The sequence below is a fragment of the Mycobacterium sp. SM1 genome (assembly GCF_018361265.1).
In the GTDB taxonomy this organism is placed as follows: Bacteria; Actinomycetota; Actinomycetes; order Mycobacteriales; family Mycobacteriaceae; genus Mycobacterium.
Genome location: NZ_JAFLNH010000001.1, coordinates 14,279 through 35,753, shown reverse-complemented (window position 1 = coordinate 35,753; position 21,475 = coordinate 14,279). Strand labels below are relative to the sequence as shown.

The window sequence follows — 21,475 nt, the reverse complement described above, 5'->3', positions numbered from 1 at the left end:
TGATCGAGGGGCGCTGCCGGCGTGCGTCGAGCACCGGGTTGTGGAGCAGCGCCCGACTGGGGATAACCGGGCGGTCGCGGCGGCGGGGACCGCCGAGATGGATCACCCGTGTCGCTGCCCCCGCGAGCATGGTCGCATGACGACACTGACTCGGGCCCAGCTGGGGGCGCTCGGCGAACAGGCGGCCGTGGATCACCTTGCCCGGCTGGGGCTCCGGATTGTCACCCGCAACTGGCGCTGCCGATACGGGGAGCTGGATGTGATCGCCACCGATCCGGCAACCCGCACCGCGGTATTCGTGGAGGTGAAGACCCGCACCGGCGACGGCTTCGGTGGTCTGGCGCAGGCGGTGAGCGGGCGCAAGGTCCGCCGCCTGCGCCGCCTGGCCGCGTTATGGCTGGCCGGCCAAGAACAGCGTTGGGCGGCCATCCGCCTCGATGTGATCGGTGTGCGGTTCGGCCGGCGTGGGGTCCGGGAAATCTATCACCTGCAAGGAGTCGGCTGAATGGCACTCGGGCATGCGTTTTCAGTGGCGGTGCGCGGATTGGACGGCGAGATCGTGGAGATCGAAGCCGACATCACCTCGGGGTTGCCCGGCGTGCACCTGGTCGGTCTGCCCGACGCTGCGCTGCAGGAGTCCCGTGACCGGGTCCGTGCCGCGATCACCAACTGCGGTAACCGATGGCCGATGGCGCGCCTCACGCTGGCGCTGTCACCGGCCACGCTGCCGAAAATGGGCTCGGTTTACGACATTGCCCTGGCGGCGGCGGTGTTGTCGGCGCAGTGCAAGAAGCCGTGGCCACGCCAGGAAAAGACCGTGCTGCTGGGCGAGTTGGCGCTCGACGGCCGGGTGCGGCCGGTGCACGGCGTGCTGCCCGCGGTGCTGGCCGCCAAACGCGGCGGCTGGCCGGCCGTCGTCGTTCCGGTGGACAACCTGGCGGAGGCCAGCCTGGTCGACGGCATCGACGTCTGGGGGGTACGCAGCCTGGGGCAACTGCAGGCGTGGTTAGCCGGCTCGGCAGGGTTGGAAGACCGGATCACAGCGCTGCCCACGGCGTCGGATCGGCCGGCGGACCTCGCCGATGTGGTCGGTCAGACGCAGGCACGTTTTGCCGTCGAGGTGGCCGCAGCCGGCGCGCACAATCTCATGCTGACCGGCCCGCCTGGTGTAGGAAAAACCATGCTGGCACAACGCCTTCCGGGGTTATTACCCGCGCTCACCGAAAGCGAGGCCTTGGAGGTGACCGCGATCCATTCGGTGGCCGGCTTGCTGTCGGGCGCCACGCCGCTGATCACCCGGCCGCCCTTCGTCGCGCCGCACCATAGCTCCAGCGTCGCGGCCCTCGTCGGCGGTGGCTCCGGGATGGCCCGACCGGGCGCCGTCAGCCGGGCACACCGGGGGGTGTTGTTTCTCGACGAGTGCGCCGAGATCGGCGTCAGTGTCCTGGAAGCGTTGCGAACACCGTTGGAGGACGGCGAAATTCGCCTCGCCCGCCGTGACGGCGTGGCCCGTTACCCGGCGCGGTTTCAGTTGGTCCTGGCCGCCAACCCCTGCCCGTGCGCGCCCGCGGACCCGGCTGATTGCGTCTGCACGCCGCGGGAAAAACGGCGCTACCTTGGTCGGCTGTCCGGCCCGCTGCTTGACCGGGTGGACCTTCGGGTTGAGATGCATCCGGTGCGGGCCGGCGTGTTCGCCACACCCGAAGGTGAGTCGACAGAGCAAGTGCGTGGCCGGGTGGCGGCAGCCCGTGAGGCGGCCGCCGAGCGGTGGCGGCCACACGGATTCCGCACCAACGCCGAAGTCGGCACGGCGTTGCTGCGGCGCAAGTTCCGCCCCGGCAGCGCCGCAATGGCACCGCTACGTACGGCGCTGGACCGCCGGCTGCTCAGCATTCGTGGTGTCGACCGGTGCCTGCGAGTCGCCTGGACGCTGGCCGACCTGGCTGGCCGGGTATCACCGGGGCTCGACGAGGTGGCGGCGGCGTTGAGCTTTCGGCAACCGGGAGTGTGGCGATGAGCGCGGTGTTCGGCCCGGCGCCGCGGGCCTGGGCGTATTTGTCCCGGGTGGCCGAGCCGCCATGCCCGGAACTCGCCGACCTGGTGGGCAGCGTGGGTCCGGTGGAGGCGGCTGAACGGGTCCGGCGCGGACAGGTCGGCGCGGCGCTGGCTCGCTGCACCGCGACCAGACGCGGAATCGACAGGGCCACAGCGGATCTAGAGCTGCTAGCCCGCCGCGGCGGCCGATTGATCACCGCGGCCGATGCCGAGTGGCCGGTGCTTGCCTTTAGCGCATTCGCCGGGGCGGCCGGTCGAAGAAGACCACACGCCCGACCGCCACTGGTGTTATGGGCGCTAGGCCCGGCGCGCCTCAGCGACATCGCGGAGCGCGCGGCCGCCGTCGTCGGAACGCGGGCCGCCACCCCCTACGGTGAGCACGTGGCGGCCGACTTGGCCGCCGGGCTGGTGGCGCATGACGTCGCGGTGATCTCCGGCGGCGCGTACGGCATCGACGGCGCGGTACATCGCGCGGCCCTGGCAAGCGAGGGAGTCACCGTGGCGGTTCTGGCCGGGGGGCTCGACATCCCTTACCCGGCTGGGCATTCGGCGCTGCTGCACCGCATTGGAACGCAAGGGCTGCTGGTGACCGAATACCCGCCCGGCGTACGACCGGCCCGGCATCGGTTTTTGACCCGTAACCGGCTGGTCGCCGCCCTCGCCGGGGCGGCGGTGGTGGTGGAAGCCGGTCTGCGCAGCGGAGCGGCGAACACCGCCGCCTGGGCGCGGTTATTGGGCCGGGTGGTGGCCGCGGTGCCCGGCCCGGTAACCAGCTCGGCGTCGGTCGGGTGTCATGCGTTGCTGCGCGGCGGCGCGGAGCTGGTCACGCGCGCCGACGACATTGTCGAGCTGGTGGGGCGCATGGGCGAGCTGGCGGCCGACGAGGCGCGACCGACGACCGCACTCGACAAGCTGACCGAGATTGAGCGGCTGGTCTATGAGGCGTTACCGGGCCGCGGTTCCGCGACCATCGACGAAGCCGCCGTCGCATGCGGACTGCTGCCCACTGAGGTGCTGGGGCCGCTGGCGATGTTGGAGGTAGCCGGGCTGGTCGAACGCGATCAGGGGCGTTGGCGAATCGTCCGAGCGGGTGCCAACGGGCAGCGCCTAACGCGCGTTTTGGATAGCTTTGGCTAGCTTTGGCTAGCTTTGGATAGCCGGGCCATTCGGCGCTCGAGCTCGGGCTGGCATCCTCTTCGTCATGGCATTCGCACCTGCTTTCGGGGATTACCAGTACGAGATCTACCTGCAAGGGCTGGCCGGGGTGCTGCCCGCGCTGCCGATGAGCTTCGCGGAGTTGGAGGCCAAAGCTGCCGCCGCGCTGCCGCCGTCGGTGTGGTCATATGTCGCTGGAGGCGCGGGTGACGAGCGCACCCAGCGGTCCAACTGCGAGGCGTTTGAGCGCTGGGGTTTGATCCCCCGAATGTTCGTCGGGGCAAAAGACCGTGACCTGTCGGTGGATCTCTTCGGCATGAGGTTGCCGTCACCGCTGTTCATGGCGCCGATCGGTGTCATCGGCATTTGCGCCCAAGACGGTCACGGGGACCTGGCCACGGCCCGCGCCGCCGCCCGCACCGGGATCCCAATGGTGGTGTCGACGCTCACCGCCGACCCGCTGGAGGACGTCGCTGCCGAATTCGGCGATACCCCGGGGTTTTTTCAGCTCTACACCCCCACCGATCGGGAGCTGGCGGCCAGCCTGGTGCATCGTGCCGAGGCTGCCGGCTTCAAGGGCATCGTCGTCACGCTGGACACCTGGGTTCCCGGGTGGCGTCCCCGGGACCTGAGCACCGCCAACTTCCCGCAACTGCGCGGGCACTGCCTGAGCAACTACACCAGCGACCCGGTCTTCCGGGCCAGCCTGCAACAACCCCCCGAGGAAAACCCGCAGGCGGCGGTGCTGCGCTGGGTGCAGGTGTTCGGTAACCCACTGACCTGGGATGACCTGCCGTGGTTGCGGTCGCTGACGAGCTTGCCGTTGATCGTCAAGGGGATCTGCCATCCCGACGACGCCCGGCGCGCCAAGGACGGTGGCGTCGACGGCATCTACTGCTCTAATCACGGCGGCCGGCAGGCCAACGGCGGGCTGCCCGCGCTGGATTGTTTTCCGGCGGTGGTCGATGCCGCCGACGGGCTGCCGGTGTTGTTCGATTCCGGGATCCGCAGCGGTGCCGACATCGTCAAGGCCCTCGCGCTGGGCGCCACCGCTGTCGGGATCGGCCGTCCGTACGCCTACGGCCTGGCGCTGGGGGGCGTCGACGGCATCGTGCACGTGCTGCGCGCGCTGCTGGCCGAGGCCGACCTGATCATGGCCGTCGACGGCTATGCCGCATTGTCGGACCTGCGACGCGACGCGCTGCGGCGCGTCGACTGAGACAACCCACCCCGGTCTGCGACGGTAGGAGAGTGCAGGCGATCCTCGAGGAGTTCGACGACTTCCTGGCGCTGCAATGTGGTCGCTCCGCGCACACCCGTCGCGCCTACCTGGGCGACCTGCGGTCGCTGTTTAGCTTTCTCGTCGAGCGCGGTTGTGATCTGCAGCGACTGGACTTGTCGGTGCTGCGGGCCTGGCTGGCGACCCAGGCCGGTGCGGGCATGGCGCGCAGCACGCTGGCCCGGCGCACCTCGGCCGTCAAAGCCTTCACCGCGTGGGCGACGCGGCGCGGCCTGCTCACCGGCGACCCGGCCATGCGGCTGCGCCTGCCCAAGGCGCACCGCTCCCTGCCGGCGGTGCTGCGCCAGGATCAGGCGCTGGCGGCGATGGCGGCGGCGAAATCCGGTTCCCAGCAAGGCGATCCGCTGGCTGTGCGCGACCGGCTGATCGTCGAGCTGTTGTATGCCACCGGCATCCGGGTCAGCGAGCTTTGCGGCCTGGACATCGACGACGTGGATCTGGGGCATCGGCTGCTGCGGGTGCTCGGTAAGGGCGACAAACAGCGCAGCGCGCCGTTCGGCGAGCCGGCCGCCGACGCGTTGCGTGCCTGGCTGGCCCGCGGGCGGCCCGCGCTGGCGACCGCGGAGTCCGGTCCGGCGCTGCTGCTGGGCGCCCGAGGCCGACGGCTCGACGTGCGGCAGGCCCGCACCGTGGTGCACCTGACCATCGCGGCGGTGGACGGCGCGCCCGACATGGGGCCGCACGGGCTGCGACATACCGCGGCCACCCATCTCCTGGAAGGCGGGGCGGACCTGCGTGTCGTGCAGGAGTTGCTCGGGCACTCGAGCCTGGCAAGCACCCAGCTGTACACCCATGTCACCATCGCCCGGCTGCGGGCCGTGCACGACCAGGCCCACCCGCGGGCCTGACGGCCGGCACGGATTCCTACCCGGCTCAAACCGGGAGGCGTGGGTGAGTCCGCGTGCGCCGGCCGGAGCGTGTGTCCCATATGTCACAGCAGTCTCGGAGCGGGGGACACCTGATGTGCCCGCCTTCGAGCGATTGGGTGTCCCCCGGGGCGCCCGTGCAGAGGCGGTGACGACGAATGAGACGAATGATGGGCCGGAATCGCTCGGAGGCGGGCAAAAGTGTGCCCCCCTGGCAGCACGGACTGCTGGGGCGGCAACCCGACACCGGTCACCCGGCCAGGGGTTTGAGCCGGATCGGGGTGGAGGTGAGTAGTCCCAGCGGGTCGACGTAGTCGGCGCGGGACGCGGCACCCCACATCGCACCCCAGTGCAGGCACGCCGCGGCCCCGCAGCCCGGATGGCCGCCTAGCAACTCGCCGATCACCGAACCGGCGCTCACCCGCTGACCGATCCGCACCCTGGGCCGCACCGGCTCGTAGGTGGTGCGCAAACCGCCCGGGTGTGCCAGGGACACCACCGGCCGCCCGGCCAGGACGTCGGCGAACAGCACGGTCGCGTCGCCGGGCGCATACACCGGCTGTCCCGGAGTGCCGGACAGATCCACCCCCCGGTGTCCGGGGTGCCAGTTGGGTGACGGGGCATCGAATTCCCGCACGACGGCTGGCCGCGGCCGCAGCGGCCAGTCCAGGCGCACGCCCTCCGCGTGCGCCGGCGCCGCGCACAACAGCGGCACCGCCAGTATCAGCACCGCCCGCCCCACGCCTCCAGTTCAGTACCGCACGACGCCTGAGGCCAACCGTGCGCCAGGGATCTGTGGACACTGGTGGCACTGTGAAAAGCGGCTGTTCGCGGCGTGTAAACTTGGTTTTCGCAGCCCGACACCGGCGGGCTGACTTCGCGTGTTTGCATCGCGAGCCCCACCTTTTCGATGGGGTACGCAACTGCATGCCGGGCGGTCCCGTCCGACGACGGGTCCGGCATCGCCGCAGACACCAGGGCCCGGCCTCACCCGATGCCGGGCGGCAACCGACAACAAAAGGACGCGCCGGCATGGCCGTAGTCACCATGAAACAGCTGCTCGACAGCGGCACCCACTTCGGGCATCAGACCCGTCGGTGGAATCCCAAGATGAAGCGGTTCATCTTCACGGACCGCAACGGCATCTACATCATTGACCTGCAGCAGACGCTGACTTTCATCGACAAGGCGTACGAGTTTGTCAAAGAAACCGTCGCCCACGGCGGCACGATCCTGTTCGTCGGCACCAAAAAGCAGGCACAAGAAGCCATCGCCGCCGAGGCCACCCGAGTCGGGATGCCGTATGTTAATCAGCGCTGGCTGGGCGGCATGCTCACCAACTTCGCCACGGTGCACAAGCGGCTCCAGCGTCTCAAGGAGCTCGAGGCCATGGAGCAGACCGGCGGTTTCGAGGGGCGCACCAAAAAGGAGATCCTGGGCCTAACCCGGGAGAAGGCCAAGCTGGAGCGCAGCCTCGGGGGGATCCGCGACATGAACAAGGTGCCCTCGGCGATCTGGGTGGTCGACACCAACAAGGAGCACATCGCCGTCGGCGAAGCCCGCAAGCTGGGCATCCCGGTCATTGCGATCCTGGACACCAATTGTGACCCCGACGAGGTCGATTACCCGATTCCAGGCAACGACGACGCCATCCGCTCGGCGGCCCTGCTGACCAAGGTGATTGCCTCTGCGGTAGCCGAGGGATTGCAGGCGCGCGCGGGTCTCGCCGGCGGGGATGGCAAGCCCGAGGTTGAAGCCGCCGAGCCGCTGCCCGAGTGGGAGCAGGAGCTGTTGGCCGCCGCGACAGCGGGCACCCCCGAACCGGCACCTCCCGGTCCCCGGGACGAACCAACGGATACCACCGACGCGACCACCACGGAAGGCTGATATGGCGAACTACACCACCGCCGACGTCAAACGGCTTCGCGAGCTCACCGGCGCCGGCATGCTCGACTGTAAGAACGCGCTGGAACAGGCCGACGGCGACTTCAACAAGGCCGTTGAGGTGTTGCGCATCAAGGGGGCCAAGGACGTGGGAAAGCGCGCGGAGCGCGCTACCGCCGAGGGGTTGGTTGCCGCCAAAGACGGTGTGCTCATCGAGTTGAACTCGGAGACCGATTTCGTGGCCAAGAACGCGGAATTTCAAGCCCTGGCCCAGCAAATCGTGGCGGCTGCGGCGGCATCCCGGGCCGCCGATGTCGATGCGGCCAAGGCTCTCCCGCTCGGAGACCGGACCGTTGAGCAGGCGATCGGAGAGCTGTCGGCGAAGATCGGCGAAAAGCTCGAACTGCGCCGTCTCGCACGGTTTGACGGAACTGTCGAAACCTACCTGCACCGGCGGTCGGCTGACCTGCCACCGGCCGTGGGCGTGCTGGTCGAGTACGAGACGAGTGCCGACCGCGAATCGGATGCCCAAGCGGCCCGAGACGTCGCGCACACGGTTGCGCTGCAAATCGCCGCGCTTAAGGCTCGCTACTTGAGCCGCGACGACGTGCCCGGCGACGTTGTGGCCAGTGAACGTCACATCGCCGAGGAGACCGCGAAAGCCGAGGGCAAGCCCGAGCAGGCGTTGCCCAAGATCGTCGAGGGCCGGCTGGGCGGGTTCTTCAAGGATGCGGTGCTGCTTGATCAACCGTTGGTCTCCGACAACAAGAAGACCGTCAAGGCTCTGCTCGACGAGGCCGGCGTCGCGGTAACGGGGTTCGTGCGCTTCGAGGTGGGTCAGCCTTGAGCCCGGCGACGATGCGCGCCGGGACGGCGTGAGGAGGAGCCGGGCGTGGACTGGTGAGCCCGGCGACGATGCGCGCCGGGACGGCGCCAGCTCCCATAGCGCTCCGCGGTTGGATCCGAGAGTGTGACCGTCACGTGTGATCGGTGAGACCAACGTATGCACAACTCGGATCGGTCTTTTCCGGGTCCACGCGGGATAGCCGGGTTCGAATGTAAGTTCCATTCCACCGACAACGGCCAGCTAAAATTTACCCGGGCCACGCGCGGGTATGGCGATCAGGCAGGATGGCATATGCCGCGCCTGGCGGTTTGCCACCGCTGTCATGCGAGGAGTCTGATGACGGAGCCAGGGACCCCGACGGGTGCGGAGGCGTTTGCACGGGACGGCGGGCATCCGGCCGGGAAGGCGGCGAGCCGGCCCAAGTACTCGCGGGTGTTGCTCAAGCTCGGCGGCGAAATGTTCGGCGGCGGCCAGGTGGGCCTGGATCCCGACGTAGTGGCCCAGGTGGCGCGCCAGATCGCCGAAGTGGTCCGCGACGGCGTGCAGGTCGCCGTCGTCATTGGCGGCGGTAACTTCTTTCGCGGTGCCCAGCTGCAGCAGCGGGGAATGGACCGGGCGCGGTCCGACTATATGGGCATGCTGGGTACTGTGATGAATAGCCTTGCTCTGCAAGACTTCCTAGAAAAGGAAGGCATCGCCACCCGGGTCCAGACCGCGATCACGATGGGCCAAGTCGCCGAGCCCTACATTCCGTTGCGGGCGCGGCGGCATCTGGAGAAGGGACGGGTGGTCATCTTCGGCGCCGGCATCGGCCTGCCGTACTTCTCCACCGACACCACCGCGGCCCAGCGGGCACTGGAGATCGGCGCGGAAGTGGTGCTGATGGCCAAGGCGGTCGATGGGGTGTTCGCCGAGGATCCCCGGGTAAACCCCGACGCCGAACTGCTCACGGCCATCACCCACCGCGAAGTCATCGACCGTGGGCTGCGGGTGGCCGACGCCACGGCGTTCAGCCTGTGTATGGACAATGGCATGCCGATCTTGGTGTTCAACCTTTTAACCGACGGCAATATCGCCCGGGCGGTCGCCGGTGAGAAGATCGGAACGCTGGTCACCACCTGACGGGAGGAAGCCATGATCCGCGCCGGCGACGATGCAGTGCGCAGCGATGAGGAGGAGCGGCGCCAATGATCCGCGCCGGCGACGATGCAGTGCGCAGCGATGAGGAGGAGCGGCGCCATGATTGAGGAGACTCTCTTTGACGCCGAAGAGAAAATGGAAAAGGCCGTGGCGGTGGCCCGTGACGATCTAGCGACCATTCGTACCGGCCGGGCCAGTCCCGCCATGTTCTCCCGGATCGCCATCGACTACTACGGCGCCACCACCCCGATAACCCAGCTTGCCAGCATCAATGTCCCCGAGGCGCGGCTGGTCGTCATCAAGCCATACGAAGCAAACCAACTGCGTGCCATCGAGACCGCCATCCGCAACTCCGACCTCGGGGTGAACCCCACCAACGACGGCACCTTGATCCGGGTGGTGGTGCCGCAGCTGACTGAGGAACGTCGCCGCGAGCTAGTCAAGCAGGCCAAAGCGAAGGGAGAAGAAGCGCGCGTGTCGGTGCGCAACATCCGTCGTCGGGCAATGGAAGAGCTGCATCGCATCCGCCGGGACGGGGAGGCCGGCGAAGACGAGGTCGGCCGTGCCGAAAAGGATCTGGACAGGATCACCCACCAGTACGTCACCCAGATCGATGAGCTCGTCAGGCACAAAGAAGGCGAGCTGCTGGAGGTCTAGCGGCCGTTCAGCAACCAATGTCCGTGGCAGACACTGATACCGGTGCGGGCACCTCAGCCGGGGGGCCGGCGCAGAACATCTCTCGGGCGGGACGCAACCTGCCGGTCGCGATTATTGTCGGCGCGGCGTTGGGCGGCGTCGTTGTTGCGAGCCTGGTGTACGCGCGACCCTACGGCTGGGTCGGCGTGCTGTCCGTGGGGGCGCTGCTGGGCACCCTTGAGGTGGTGCGCCGATTGCGTGCCGGCGGATATGTGATCCCAGCGATCCCGCTGGTAGTCGGAGGCCAGACCATGCTGTGGCTGACGTGGCCATTCGGAGCTCGTGGCGCGCTGGCCGGCTTCGGTGCCACGGTGGTGACCTGCATGATGTGGCGGCTTCTAAGCCAACACACCCGAGCGGCTCCCCTGCGGTGGGATGCTGCCGTCCAGGCCAATTACCTGCGGGACGTCTCCGCCACCGTCTTTTTGGCTACCTGGGTTCCGCTGTTCGCGTCCTTTGGTGCGCTGCTGATCTACCCGCACGACGGCGCCGGGCGGGTGTTTTCCCTGGCAGTCGGTGTCGTCAGTTCCGACATCGGCGGCTACGCCGTCGGCGTGCTCTTCGGTAAACATCCGATGGTCCCCACCATCAGCCCGAAAAAGTCCTGGGAGGGCTTCATCGGTTCCGTGGCGCTCGGCATCACCGCGACCACCGTTAGCGTGACGTATCTGACCGGCAAACCGGCCTGGATCGGTGTGCTGCTCGGACTGACACTGGTCGTCAGCGATACCCTCGGCGACCTGGTGGAATCGCAGGTCAAGCGCGATTTGGGCATCAAGGACATGGGCAGCATGCTGCCCGGCCATGGTGGGATTTTGGACCGATTCGACGGATTTTTACCCTCGGCGGTTACCGCCTGGATCGTGCTGACACTGGTGCCCTGACATCGGGGAGGCGACGGCTTGCGCCCAGAATGCGGCCGTTCATCCATCCCGGGTCTAAGGACGTCACACTGGTTGGTGATGCAACTGCGACGGCCGACACTTCAGACACCCGCTGCGCACCATGACGCACTCCGCCCTGACGATGCCTTCCGGCAGGGCCAGCCGCGGGTGTTCCCGCCGCCGCGGGTTGCGTCACCGCGGCCGGCGCGCCACCTCGCCGATCTTGACGCGGCAGGCCGCGTGGCTGCCGTCGTGGATTTGGGGCTGCCGGCGTTTCGCGCCAAACAGCTCGCATACCACTACTACGGCAGGCTGATCGCCGACCCGCGACAGATGACCGACCTACCGGCAGCCGTTCGTGACCGCGTCGCGGCGGCGTTGTTCCCCCAGCTGTTGACCGTGGCCCGAGAAGTTGCGTGTGACGCCGGCCGAACCCGTAAGACGGTGTGGCGGGCGACCGACGGCATCATGGTCGAGTCGGTGCTTATGCGCTACCCGCAGCGCAACACCGTGTGCATTTCGTCGCAGGCGGGTTGCGGCATGGGGTGCCCGTTTTGCGCCACCGGACAGGCCGGGCTGAGCCGGAACCTGTCGACCGCAGAGATTCTGGAGCAGGTGCGCGCCTCGGCCGCGGCGCTGCAGGACGACTTCGGCGATCGGTTGTCGAACATCGTTTTCATGGGTATGGGTGAGCCGCTGGCCAACTACGGCAGGGTGGTGGCCGCGGTGCGCCGCATTATCGAGCCGGTGCCCCACGGGTTTGGGATTTCGGCTCGAGCGGTGACGGTGTCGACGGTGGGGCTCGCCCCGGCGATGCGCAGGCTTGCCGACGAACGCCTCGGGGTGAGGCTGGCGTTATCACTGCACGCGCCCGACGACGAGCTACGCGACACCCTGGTACCGGTTAACAACCGGTGGAACATCAGCGAAGCGCTGACCGCCGCCCGCTATTACGCCGACGTCACCGGCCGGCGGATCTCTGTCGAGTATGCGCTGATTCGTGATGTTAACGATCAGCCGTGGCGGGCCGACCTGCTGGGCAAGCGGTTGCATCGCGTTCTCGGACCGCTAGCGCACGTCAACGTGATCCCGCTGAACCCAACGCCGGGCAGCGATTGGGACGCCAGCCCCAAACCGGTCGAGCGCGACTTCGTCCGCCGGGTCCGCGCCAACGGGGTGTCGTGCACCGTGCGCGACACTCGCGGCCGGGAGATCAGCGCAGCCTGCGGCCAGCTGGCCGCCGAGGACGCCGAGAACTAAGCACCGCGCGCGACCGGCAGCCGAGGGCCGGCCCCGCCGCGCCTTGCGAACCCGCTACACGGAGCGCCCTTTTGGCTGGGTCCGGCGAAACTGAACGTCGTCACTGGGATTTGCGTCATGCTGTACGTATCACGACGTATCACGCAGAGAGGTCCTCCGATGAAAATTCACCATTTGTCGTCAGTCAAACTGTTTGCGTTGGCCGTGGTGACCGCGGCGCTGGTGTTCGGACTGGTCAGCGCGCCGCCCGCGGTTGCCGCCGACGAGCGTTTGAACTTTACCGGCACGACTCTCACCGGCGCGCCCTTCAACGGGGCAAGCCTGCAGGGCAAGCCTGCCGTGCTATGGTTCTGGACGCCATGGTGCCCGATCTGCAACCAGGAAGCCCCGGGTGTCAGCCGGGTGGCGGCCGCTAATCCGGCGGTTACCTTCGTCGGTATCGCCGCCAGGTCGGATGTTGCGGCGATGCAGGACTTCGTGTCGAAGTATCACCTCAACTTCACCAACTTAAATGATGCCGACGGCGCGATCTGGGCACGCTACAACGTCCCGTGGCAGCCAGCCTATGTGTTCTATCGCGCTGATGGCTCCTCCACGTTTGTGAACACCCCGACCACCGCGATGCCCGAGCAGGAGCTGGCCGATCGGGTGCATGCGCTCACGGCCTAGCCGCGGGCCGGCCCGTGGGCCGCGGCCTGGCGGGCGGCCGACTGCTCCGTACCGGCCTTAGCGGATCCAGCCGCGCCGACGCCCCCACAAATCGCGCACCAGCACCACGAGCACGAGCGCGGCGAACCCGACGAGAAACCAGTCCTCGATGTGGCCAACATGGTTGCCCTTGAGCATGCACAGCAAAAATCCGAAAATGGCGAAGCCGGCGATGTGCCAGGTGCGGTGGTTGATCCTGCTCCAGCCCCAGTTCGCGGAGGGCACTTCGGCGGTGTCGACAGCGGTGTTGGGCGTGCTGTTGCGCAGCACCTCGGTACCGGCCACGGCGATCCCCTCCCGCTCACGTCGCATTGGCAGTGTCGAGACATTCTGACACACGCGGCACGCGGCACAATGAGGGGATGACGAGTCGCGGCGATGGCCGGTTGCGTGTTCTGGTGCTGGGCAGTACCGGCTCGATCGGCACCCAGGCGCTGGACGTCATCACCGCGAACCCGGATCGCTTCGCCCTGGTCGGGCTGGCGGCCGGCGGAGGGCGCCCGGAACTGCTGGCGGCGCAGCGCGCGCAGACCGGGGTTACCAATATCGCCGTCGTCAACGAGCGTGCGGCCGACGCCATCGGCGACGTCACCTACCGCGGGCCCGATGCGGTCACCCGGCTGGTGGAAAACACCGAGGCCGATGTCGTTCTCAACGCGCTGGTGGGGGCGTTGGGCCTGCGCCCGACACTGGCCGCCCTGGCATCCGGGGCCCGGTTGGCGCTGGCGAACAAGGAATCGCTGGTCGCCGGGGGATCCCTGGTGCTGCGGGCTGCGCGACCGGGGCAGATAGTGCCCGTCGATTCCGAGCACTCCGCGCTGGCACAATGCCTGCGCGCGGGCAGCGTCGATGAGGTCGCCAAGCTGGTGCTGACCGCGTCCGGCGGGCCGTTCCGCGGCTGGTCGGCAGCGCAGCTCGAACGCGTCACCCCCGAGCAGGCCGGCGCCCATCCGACCTGGTCCATGGGCCCGATGAACACACTGAACTCGGCGTCGCTGGTCAACAAGGGGCTCGAGCTGATCGAGACCCATCTGCTGTTCGGGATCGCCTACCACCGCATCGAGGTCGTTGTCCACCCGCAGTCGATCGTGCATTCGATGGTCACGTTTACCGATGGTTCGACGATTGCCCAGGCCAGCCCCCCAGACATGAGGCTGCCCATCGCGCTGGCGCTGGGCTGGCCCGCGCGGGTACCCGCCGCAGCCCCCGCCTGCGATTTCTCCACCGCCGCTCGCTGGGAGTTCGAGCCGCTGGACACCGAGGTTTTCCCCGCGGTCGAACTCGCGCGACAAGCCGGGCAGGCCGGGGGGTGCATGACCGCGGTCTACAACGCCGCTAACGAAGAAGCCGCCGCCGCGTTTCTGGCCGGGCGGATCCGCTTCCCGGCCATCGTGCGCACCATCGGTGAGGTATTGCACGAAGCCGGCCAATGGGCCGCGGAGCCCGCTACCGTGGATGAGGTGTTCGAGGCGCAGCGCTGGGCCCGCGAACGCGCGCAGCGGGTGGTCACACAGGAGGTCATGCCAGCCCCATGATGTTCGCTATCGGCACCGCGGCGTTCGCGCTCGCCATCCTTACCTCGGTGGCATTACACGAGTGTGGTCACATGTGGGTCGCGCGGGCCACCGGCATGAAGGTGCGCCGCTATTTCCTCGGCTTCGGTCCGACCCTATGGTCGACGCGGCGCGGCGGAATCGAGTACGGCGTCAAAGCTATTCCGCTAGGCGGTTTCTGCGATATCGCCGGGATGACCGCCGTCGAGGAACTGGGGCCCGACGAACGTGACCGAGCCATGTTCAAACAGGCCACCTGGAAGCGCGCCGCGGTGCTGTTAGCCGGGCCCGCGATGAACTTCCTCATCGGTCTGCTGCTGATCTACGGCATAGCCCTGGCGTGGGGGCTGCCGAACCTGCACCCCCCCACCGCCGCCGTGATCGGCGAAACAGCTTGTGTTGCACCAGAAACCGCCAGGGGTCAGTTCGGGCACTGTACCGGTCCGGGGCCGGCGGCGATCGCGGGAATCCGCCCCGGTGATGTCGTGCTCAAGGTCGGTGCCACCGACGTGCACACCTTTGACGAAATGGCCGCGGCGGTGCGTAGGCTGCACGGTGTCGTTCCATTTGTCATCGAGCGTGACGGCACCCGCATGACCCGGTACGTCGATGTCACGCCCACGCAGCGCTGGGTCAACGGCAGTGACACCCCGTCGACGGTCGGCATGATCGGGGTGGCGCCGAAAATTTATGCCCCGACACGCTACGGCGTGGTCTCGGCCGTACCCGCCACGTTCGTTTTCACCGGAGATTTGAGCGTCGAGCTGGGCAAGTCGCTGCTAGCCATGCCGACCAAGGTCGGCGCTCTGGTGCACGCTATCGGCGGGGGGCATCGCGACCCGGACACTCCGATCAGCGTGGTGGGCGCCTCCATTCTCGGCGGCGAAACCGTCAAACACGGCTTATGGGTGGCGTTCTGGTTTTTCCTCGCCCAGCTGAATTTCGTGGTCGGCGCGATCAACTTGGTCCCATTGCTGCCGTTCGACGGTGGGCACCTGGCCATCGCCGTGTTCGAGAAGATCCGCAACACGATCCGCTCGGCCCGGGGGATGGTGGCGGCCGCGCCGGTGAACTATCTCAAACTCATGCCCGCGACCTACGTAGTGCTGGCCCTGGTGATCGGCTACATGGTGTTGACGGTGACCGCCGACGTGGTCAACCCGATCAGGCTCTTCCAATAGGCTGCAATGAGACCAGACCACAACAAGACTCGGCCAGAGCAAGACCACAAGCAGACACAAGCAGAAAGGCAAGGATGACGTGACTGTCGGGTTAGGAGTGCCGGCACCGCGGCCGCCCACCCTGGCGCCGCGCCGCCCGACGCGTCAGTTGATGGTCGGCGGCGTCGGGGTGGGCAGCGACTACCCGATTTCGGTGCAGTCGATGTGCACCACCAAGACGCATGACATCACCGCGACCTTGCAGCAGATCGCGGAGCTGACCGCCGCGGGCTGTGACATCGTGCGGGTCGCCTGCCCGCGCCAGGAGGACGCCGACGCGCTGGCCGAGATCGCGCGCCACAGCCAGATCCCGGTGATCGCCGACATCCACTTCCAGCCGCGCTACATCTTCGCGGCCATTGAGGCGGGGTGCGCGGCCGTCCGGGTCAACCCGGGCAACATCAAAGAATTCGACGGCCGGGTCAAAGAGGTCGCCAAGGCCGCCGGTGACGCTGGCGTCCCGATCCGCATCGGCGTCAACGCCGGCTCGCTGGACAAGCGGATCCTGGCCAAATATGGCAGGGCCACGCCGGAAGCGCTGGTCGAGTCGGCGCTGTGGGAGGCCTCGCTGTTCGAGGAGCATGGCTTCGGTGACATCAAGATCAGCGTCAAGCACACCGACCCGGTGGTGATGGTTAGCGCCTACGAGCTGCTGGCCGCGCAGTGCGACTACCCGCTGCACCTGGGTGTCACCGAGGCGGGTCCCGCTTTTCAGGGCACCATCAAGTCCGCGGTCGCTTTCGGCGCGCTGCTCTCCAAGGGGATCGGCGACACCATCCGGGTGTCGTTGTCGGCGCCACCGGTCGAGGAAGTCAAGGTAGCCAACCAGATTCTGGAGTCGCTGAACCTGCGGCCGCGCTCGTTGGAGATCGTGTCCTGCCCGTCGTGCGGTCGCGCGCAGGTCGATGTCTATACCCTGGCCAACGAAGTCGCCGCCGGCCTCGACGGGCTCAACGTGCCATTGCGGGTTGCGGTGATGGGGTGCGTCGTCAACGGTCCGGGGGAGGCCCGCGAGGCCGACCTGGGCGTCGCGTCGGGAAACGGCAAGGGCCAGATCTTCGTTCGTGGCGAAGTGGTCAAGACCGTGCCGGAGTCGCAGATCGTCGAGACGTTGATCGAGGAGGCCATGCGGCTTGCCGCAGAGATCGACAAAGAACGCGGACCGGACACAACGGTGGGCGGTTCGCCCGTCGTGACCGTAAGCTGAAGCAAAGCCGGTTCCCTGGCCGTCACAGAAAGACGCACTATGTCGGCTCCGCCCATCTTTCGCCCGGTCGGCAAGCGACGGGTATCGGTGGTGCGCGACGCCTCCGCCGTGTGGCGCGTGCTGGACGACGACCCCGTCGGCTCGTGCATGGTCGCCGCGCGGGTCGCCGACCACGGCATCGACCCCGATGCGATCGGCGGTGAGTTGTGGACACGCCGGGGTGCCGACGAGTCGCTGTGCTACGCCGGCGCCAACCTCATCCCGTTGCGGGGCGGCCCGGCCGACTTGGCCGCGTTCGCCGACGAGGCGATGAGCGGGTCACGCCGCTGTTCGTCACTGGTCGGGCGGGCCGAGCTGGTGATGCCGATGTGGCGGCGGCTCGAACCCACCTGGGGCCCGGCGCGCGACGTGCGTCCACACCAGCCGTTGATGGCGTTACACAGCATGCCCAGATGCGCCATCGACCCCGAGGTGCGCCAGGTTCGCCCCGATGAGCTTGACGCGTATCTGGTGGCCGCCATCGACATGTTCATCGGCGAGGTGGGGGTGGACCCACGGCTGGGCGACGGGGGGCGCGGGTACCGTCGGCGGGTGGCCAGCCTGATCGCGGCCGGCCGGGCTTGGGCGCGTTTCGAGCACGGCGAGGTCATCTTCAAGGCCGAAGTGGGCTCGCAGTCTCCCGCCGTGGGCCAGATCCAGGGTGTCTGGGTGCATCCCGAGCGGCGCGGTCGGGGTTTGGGCAGCGCGGGCACCGCGACGCTGGCGGCGGTCATCGTCGGCATGGGACGCATCGCCAGCCTGTATGTGAACGATTTCAACACCGTCGCCCGGGCCACTTACGCCCGCGTCGGTTTTGTTGAAGTCGGCAGTTTCGCCACTGTGCTGTTGGACTGACCCGAGACAATCCCACCGCCGCTCGCGGTGGCGAACCGTTCTGCGCAGAGGGAGCGCCGATGCGTTACATCGCTTTGGAAGAAGCGTTCTTTGTCGCCGAGCTGGCCGAGCGTCAACCCATGCCGGCGTTGCCGCTGGCATTCAAGAGCGAGTTCGCCGGGCAGATCCTCTCTCGGCTCACCGATTTCAGCCAATACCGGCTGCCCGAGATGGATGACGCCGGAATCGACATCCAAGTGTTGTCGCTGACGATTCCCGGCCTGCAGGTCGACATCGAACCCGGCTTGGCTTGTGACAATGCTCGATTCGCCAATAACTATCTGGCCCAGGTAATTTCGGAGCATCCCGATCGGTTCCGCGGTTTCGCTGCCCTCCCGCTGCAGGATCCGGCGGCCGCGGCCGGTGAGCTGGAGCGCGCGGTACACGAGTTGGGATTCTGCGGGGCGCTGGTCAACGATTGCGTGCACGGGCCCGGAGGCCGTTACCTCGATGCGCCCGAATACGACGAGGTATGGTCGGCGCTGGAATCGCTTGGCGTGCCGCTATATCTGCATCCGGGCGCGCCGCCGGTCGACCATTGGCGGGTGCTCGACGGACATCCGGAACTGTATGGGGCCACGTGGAGTTGGGCCGCCGAAACGGGCGGTCACGCACTGCGGATCCTTTTCAGCGGGATTTTCGACCGCCATCCCGGCGCGACGTTGATTTTGGGCCATATGGGCGAGTTCCTGCCGTTTCAGCGCAGCCGCCTTGATTCCCGCTCTCGCCTTGTCGAACTCGGCGTTCCGCTGCGTCACCCGCCATCGGCGTACCTTGGTACCAACGTCGTCTTTACCAACAGCGGGGTGTTCTCGCCCGCGGTCATGCTCGGCGCCGTGCTGGAAGTCGGTGCCGATGCGGTGATGTTCTCCGTGGACTACCCCTACGAATCGTCGCGGGAGGCCGTCGCCGGCTTCGAACGGACCACCCTGCCCGCCGCCGACCGGGAGAAGATCGCTCACGGCAACGCCGAACGCCTGCTGCGCATCTGACTGCCCCCCATGCGGATAACGCTTTGGTCTCGGTGCGCCTCCGCCGGTCCGACCGCATACTCTCATAACATCAGTCACAATGGCCACGAAAATCACACGGGCATCGGGGATCGCCTGCCTGCTGGCGGTCCTTGTCGCCACCGCGGTACCGTCGTGCACCCCGCGTCCCGACGGCCCCGCCCCCGCCGCCGAGAAGTTCTTCGCGGCATTGGCCGCCGGGGACACCGCATCGGCTGCCCGGCTCAGCGACGACCCCGACGCTGCCCGCGAAGCGCTTAACGCCGCCTGGGCCGGATTGCAGGCCACCCGCCTGGACGCGCACCTGCTCACCTCGAAATACAGCGAGGACACCGGCAGCGTGGTGTATCGCTATACCTGGCATCTGCCCAAGAACCGTACCTGGACGTATGAGGGCCAGCTGAAGATGGCCCGCAACGAGGGCCGCTGGCAGGTCCGCTGGACCGCGACCGGACTGCATCCCCGGCTGGGGGAGCATCAGACGTTCGCACTGCGGGCCGACCCGCCACGGCGTGCCTCCGTACACGAACTCGGCGGCACCGACGTGCTGGTGCCGGGCAACCTGTACCACTACAGCCTCGACGCCCGCCGGGCTGGCGCCAACCTCATCGGCACGTCCCGTGCGGTGGTGGACGCGCTGCGCCCTTTCGACGACACGTTGGACCCGCAACGGCTCGCCGAGCAGGCCAGCTCCGCAACCGAGCCGCTGGATCTGATCACACTGCGCCCCGGTGATCACAGCCAAGTCGCACCGGCGATCGGCGGCTTGCCCGGTGTGGTGATCACCCCGCAGGCCGACCTGCTGCCGACCGACGACCGGTTCGCGCCGACGGTGATCACCCAGGTGAAGAAGGCGGTGATCAATCAACTCGACGGGCAGGCGGGCTGGCGGGTGGTCAGCGTCAACCAGAACGGTGTGGATGTCGCGGTGCTGCACGAAGTCGCTCCCGCCCCAGCGCCATCGATCTCGATCAGTCTGGATCGTGTCGTGCAGGACGCGGCCCAGCACGCCGTGGATGTCCAAGGCCGCAAGGCGATGATCGTGGTGATCAAGCCGTCGACGGGGGAGATCTTGGCCATCGCCCAAAACGCCGCGGCCGACGCCGACGGCCCGGTCGCCACGACCGGGCTGTATCCGCCGGGGTCGACGTTCAAGATGGTCACCGCCGGCGCCGCCATCGAGCGTGACATGGCCACGCCCAACACGCTGCTGGGGTGTCCCGGCGAGATCGATATCGGACAGCGCACCATCCCCAATTACGGTGGCTTCGACTTGGGTGTGGTGCCGATGTCGCGCGCGTTCGCCAGTTCCTGCAACACCACGTTCGCCGAACTGGCCAGCCGGATGCCGCCCCGCGGTTTGTCGCAGGCCGCAGCTCAGTACGGTCTGGGGGTGGACTATCAGGTCGACGGCATCTCGACGGTGACCGGATCGGTTCCACCGACGGTGGACCTCGCGGAACGCACCGAGGATGGCTTCGGCCAGGGTAAGGTGCTGGCCAGTCCGTTCGGCATGGCTCTGGCGGCGGCCACGGTGGCGGCCGGGAAAACCCCGCTACCGCGTCTCATCGAGGGCCGGCCGACCCCGGTCGTCGGCACTGCTGCACCGATCACTGCGAAGATGCTCGATGCGCTGCGGCCGATGATGCGCCTGGTGGTAACCAATGGCACCGCTAAGGAGATCGCGGACTGCGGCGCGGTGTTCGGCAAGACGGGGGAGGCCGAGTTCCCCGGCGGATCGCATTCCTGGTTCGCCGGATACCGCGGCGACCTGGCGTTCGCGGCCCTGATCGTCGGGGGCGGTAGCTCCGAGCACGCGGTCCGGATGACCAAAGTGATGTTCACCTCGCTGCCGGCGGATTACCTGGCTTGATGCCGCCGCAACTAAGCTGGCGCCATGTCCGCTCGCACTGCGCTTTCGCCCGGCGTTGTCTCCCCGACGCTGCCGGTGCCCAGTTCGATCCCTCGCCCGGAATATGTCGGCAAGCCGACGGCGCGCGAGGGCAGCGAGCCGTGGGTGCAGACACCGGAGGTGATCGAGAAGATGCGCATCGCCGGGCGGATCGCGGCCGGTGCGCTGGCCGAGGCCGGCAAGGCGGTCGCGCCCGGGGTGACAACCGATGAGCTGGACCGGATCGCGCACGCCTACATGGTCGACCACGGTGCCTATCCGTCGACCTTGGGCTACAAGGGCTATCCGAAGTCATGTTGCACGTCGCTGAACGAGGTCATCTGCCACGGCATCCCCGACTCGACGGTGATCGAGGACGGTGACATCGTCAATATCGACGTCACCGCCTACATCCACGGTGTCCACGGCGACACCAACGCGACGTTTCTCGCCGGCGACGTTTCCGAGGAGCACCGGCTGCTGGTCGAACGCACCCGGGAGGCGATGATGCGCGCGATTAACGCCGTCAAGCCCGGGCGTGCGTTGTCGGTGGTCGGCCGAGTCATCGAGTCTTACGCAAACCGGTTCGGGTACAGTGTGGTTCGCGATTTCACCGGGCATGGAATCGGTACCACGTTCCACAACGGCCTAGTTGTGCTGCACTACGACCAGCCCGCCGTGGAAACGGTGATGGAGCCCGGGATGACGTTCACCATCGAGCCGATGATCAACCTTGGGGGGTTGGACTACGAAATCTGGGACGATGGGTGGACGGTAGTCACCAAGGACCGAAAGTGGAGCGCCCAGTTCGAGCACACGATCCTGGTCACCGACACCGGCGCCGAAATACTCACCCTGCCGTGACG

General features: G+C 67.6%; 20 protein-coding genes and 1 pseudogene. 19 read left to right on the top strand and 2 right to left on the bottom strand.

Annotated elements, in window-relative coordinates:
* Positions 1–136: 136 nt before the first annotated feature.
* The 5 genes from MSM1_RS00170 to MSM1_RS00150 all read left to right on the top strand — a co-directional run bounded on the left by MSM1_RS00170 (position 137) and on the right by MSM1_RS00150 (position 5,358).
* Complete coding sequence (locus tag MSM1_RS00170; RefSeq protein WP_213439666.1) at positions 137–505, top strand: YraN family protein; 369 nt, start codon at positions 137–139, stop codon at positions 503–505.
* Entirely contained in the window at positions 506–2,017 is a 1,512-nt protein-coding gene (locus MSM1_RS00165) for a YifB family Mg chelatase-like AAA ATPase (protein ID WP_213439665.1), read from the top strand.
* Complete coding sequence (gene dprA, locus MSM1_RS00160; protein ID WP_213439664.1) at positions 2,014–3,192, top strand: DNA-processing protein DprA; 1,179 nt, start codon at positions 2,014–2,016, stop codon at positions 3,190–3,192. The genes MSM1_RS00165 and dprA overlap by 4 nt, the downstream gene beginning before the upstream one ends.
* A gap of 64 nt (positions 3,193–3,256) precedes the next feature.
* On the top strand, positions 3,257–4,429 hold the full coding sequence (locus MSM1_RS00155; RefSeq protein ID WP_213439663.1) for an alpha-hydroxy-acid oxidizing protein: 1,173 nt from the start codon (positions 3,257–3,259) through the stop codon (positions 4,427–4,429).
* Between the two features lie 32 nt (positions 4,430–4,461).
* The gene (locus MSM1_RS00150) at positions 4,462–5,358 is read left to right on the top strand and encodes a tyrosine recombinase XerC (protein ID WP_213439662.1); all 897 of its coding nucleotides are present in this window, start codon (positions 4,462–4,464) and stop codon (positions 5,356–5,358) included.
* Between the two features lie 274 nt (positions 5,359–5,632).
* Here MSM1_RS00150 and MSM1_RS00145 read toward each other — a convergent pair.
* A pseudogene (locus MSM1_RS00145) lies at positions 5,633–6,118 on the bottom strand (M23 family metallopeptidase); the annotation flags it as partial.
* Positions 6,119–6,408: 290 nt separating this feature from the next.
* On the opposite strand from MSM1_RS00145, the gene rpsB reads away from it, so the two are divergent.
* From rpsB to MSM1_RS00110, 7 genes are all read left to right on the top strand, one after another.
* Positions 6,409–7,263, top strand: coding sequence for a 30S ribosomal protein S2 (gene rpsB, locus MSM1_RS00140; protein WP_236054691.1), 855 nt, complete (start codon positions 6,409–6,411; stop codon positions 7,261–7,263).
* Position 7,264: 1 nt separating this feature from the next.
* Positions 7,265–8,107, top strand: a complete 843-nt coding sequence (tsf, locus tag MSM1_RS00135) for a translation elongation factor Ts (RefSeq protein WP_213439660.1) — start codon at positions 7,265–7,267, stop codon at positions 8,105–8,107.
* 336 nt (positions 8,108–8,443) lie between these two features.
* Positions 8,444–9,229, top strand: a complete 786-nt coding sequence (pyrH, locus tag MSM1_RS00130; protein ID WP_213439659.1) for a UMP kinase — start codon at positions 8,444–8,446, stop codon at positions 9,227–9,229.
* A gap of 117 nt (positions 9,230–9,346) precedes the next feature.
* A complete protein-coding gene (frr, locus tag MSM1_RS00125) occupies positions 9,347–9,904 on the top strand; it encodes a ribosome recycling factor (protein ID WP_213439658.1) in 558 nt (185 codons plus the stop codon).
* Between the two features lie 17 nt (positions 9,905–9,921).
* Entirely contained in the window at positions 9,922–10,827 is a 906-nt protein-coding gene (locus tag MSM1_RS00120; protein ID WP_213439657.1) for a phosphatidate cytidylyltransferase, read from the top strand.
* 168 nt (positions 10,828–10,995) lie between these two features.
* Positions 10,996–12,087, top strand: coding sequence for a 23S rRNA (adenine(2503)-C(2))-methyltransferase RlmN (rlmN, locus tag MSM1_RS00115; RefSeq protein ID WP_307857323.1), 1,092 nt, complete (start codon positions 10,996–10,998; stop codon positions 12,085–12,087).
* Positions 12,088–12,246: 159 nt separating this feature from the next.
* Positions 12,247–12,756 carry a protein disulfide oxidoreductase gene (locus MSM1_RS00110; RefSeq protein ID WP_213439655.1) on the top strand — a complete coding sequence of 170 codons (510 nt, stop codon included), beginning with the start codon at positions 12,247–12,249 and terminating at the stop codon, positions 12,754–12,756.
* A 57-nt stretch (positions 12,757–12,813) separates the two neighbouring features.
* On the opposite strand, the gene MSM1_RS00105 is transcribed toward MSM1_RS00110, so the two are convergent.
* Complete coding sequence (locus tag MSM1_RS00105) at positions 12,814–13,080, bottom strand: DUF2631 domain-containing protein (protein WP_374101675.1); 267 nt, start codon at positions 13,078–13,080, stop codon at positions 12,814–12,816.
* A 77-nt stretch (positions 13,081–13,157) separates the two neighbouring features.
* Between MSM1_RS00105 and dxr the strand changes: the two genes are divergently transcribed.
* The 7 genes from dxr to map all read left to right on the top strand — a co-directional run bounded on the left by dxr (position 13,158) and on the right by map (position 21,473).
* A complete protein-coding gene (gene dxr, locus MSM1_RS00100) occupies positions 13,158–14,330 on the top strand; it encodes a 1-deoxy-D-xylulose-5-phosphate reductoisomerase (protein ID WP_213439653.1) in 1,173 nt (390 codons plus the stop codon).
* Positions 14,327–15,529: an RIP metalloprotease gene (locus MSM1_RS00095; RefSeq protein ID WP_213439652.1), complete on the top strand. Its 1,203-nt coding sequence runs from the start codon at positions 14,327–14,329 to the stop codon at positions 15,527–15,529. The genes dxr and MSM1_RS00095 overlap by 4 nt, the downstream gene beginning before the upstream one ends.
* 79 nt (positions 15,530–15,608) lie before the next feature.
* Positions 15,609–16,775 (top strand): flavodoxin-dependent (E)-4-hydroxy-3-methylbut-2-enyl-diphosphate synthase, encoded by a 1,167-nt coding sequence (gene ispG, locus MSM1_RS00090; RefSeq protein ID WP_213439651.1) that lies wholly within the window; start codon positions 15,609–15,611, stop codon positions 16,773–16,775.
* 39 nt (positions 16,776–16,814) lie between these two features.
* On the top strand, positions 16,815–17,669 hold the full coding sequence (locus MSM1_RS00085) for a GNAT family N-acetyltransferase (protein ID WP_213439650.1): 855 nt from the start codon (positions 16,815–16,817) through the stop codon (positions 17,667–17,669).
* A 59-nt stretch (positions 17,670–17,728) separates the two neighbouring features.
* Positions 17,729–18,700 carry an amidohydrolase family protein gene (locus MSM1_RS00080; RefSeq protein ID WP_213439649.1) on the top strand — a complete coding sequence of 324 codons (972 nt, stop codon included), beginning with the start codon at positions 17,729–17,731 and terminating at the stop codon, positions 18,698–18,700.
* 79 nt (positions 18,701–18,779) lie between these two features.
* The gene (locus MSM1_RS00075; protein WP_213439648.1) at positions 18,780–20,591 is read left to right on the top strand and encodes a penicillin-binding transpeptidase domain-containing protein; all 1,812 of its coding nucleotides are present in this window, start codon (positions 18,780–18,782) and stop codon (positions 20,589–20,591) included.
* A 24-nt stretch (positions 20,592–20,615) separates the two neighbouring features.
* Complete coding sequence (gene map / locus MSM1_RS00070; protein WP_213439647.1) at positions 20,616–21,473, top strand: type I methionyl aminopeptidase; 858 nt, start codon at positions 20,616–20,618, stop codon at positions 21,471–21,473.
* Positions 21,474–21,475 lie beyond the last annotated feature (2 nt).

Excerpts from the sequence above, each read along its gene's own strand:
- MSM1_RS00170 (WP_213439666.1), top strand. The coding sequence starts at position 137 with ATGACGACACTGACTCGGGCCCAGCTGGGGGCGCTCGGCGAACAGGCG.
- MSM1_RS00165 (WP_213439665.1), top strand. The coding sequence starts at position 506 with ATGGCACTCGGGCATGCGTTTTCAGTGGCGGTGCGCGGATTGGACGGC.
- dprA (WP_213439664.1), top strand. The coding sequence starts at position 2,014 with ATGAGCGCGGTGTTCGGCCCGGCGCCGCGGGCCTGGGCGTATTTGTCC.
- MSM1_RS00155 (WP_213439663.1), top strand. The coding sequence starts at position 3,257 with ATGGCATTCGCACCTGCTTTCGGGGATTACCAGTACGAGATCTACCTG.
- rpsB (WP_236054691.1), top strand. The coding sequence starts at position 6,409 with ATGGCCGTAGTCACCATGAAACAGCTGCTCGACAGCGGCACCCACTTC.
- tsf (WP_213439660.1), top strand. The coding sequence starts at position 7,265 with ATGGCGAACTACACCACCGCCGACGTCAAACGGCTTCGCGAGCTCACC.
- pyrH (WP_213439659.1), top strand. The coding sequence starts at position 8,444 with ATGACGGAGCCAGGGACCCCGACGGGTGCGGAGGCGTTTGCACGGGAC.
- frr (WP_213439658.1), top strand. The coding sequence starts at position 9,347 with ATGATTGAGGAGACTCTCTTTGACGCCGAAGAGAAAATGGAAAAGGCC.
- MSM1_RS00120 (WP_213439657.1), top strand. The coding sequence starts at position 9,922 with ATGTCCGTGGCAGACACTGATACCGGTGCGGGCACCTCAGCCGGGGGG.
- MSM1_RS00110 (WP_213439655.1), top strand. The coding sequence starts at position 12,247 with ATGAAAATTCACCATTTGTCGTCAGTCAAACTGTTTGCGTTGGCCGTG.
- dxr (WP_213439653.1), top strand. The coding sequence starts at position 13,158 with ATGACGAGTCGCGGCGATGGCCGGTTGCGTGTTCTGGTGCTGGGCAGT.
- MSM1_RS00095 (WP_213439652.1), top strand. The coding sequence starts at position 14,327 with ATGATGTTCGCTATCGGCACCGCGGCGTTCGCGCTCGCCATCCTTACC.
- MSM1_RS00085 (WP_213439650.1), top strand. The coding sequence starts at position 16,815 with ATGTCGGCTCCGCCCATCTTTCGCCCGGTCGGCAAGCGACGGGTATCG.
- MSM1_RS00080 (WP_213439649.1), top strand. The coding sequence starts at position 17,729 with ATGCGTTACATCGCTTTGGAAGAAGCGTTCTTTGTCGCCGAGCTGGCC.
- MSM1_RS00075 (WP_213439648.1), top strand. The coding sequence starts at position 18,780 with ATGGCCACGAAAATCACACGGGCATCGGGGATCGCCTGCCTGCTGGCG.
- map (WP_213439647.1), top strand. The coding sequence starts at position 20,616 with ATGTCCGCTCGCACTGCGCTTTCGCCCGGCGTTGTCTCCCCGACGCTG.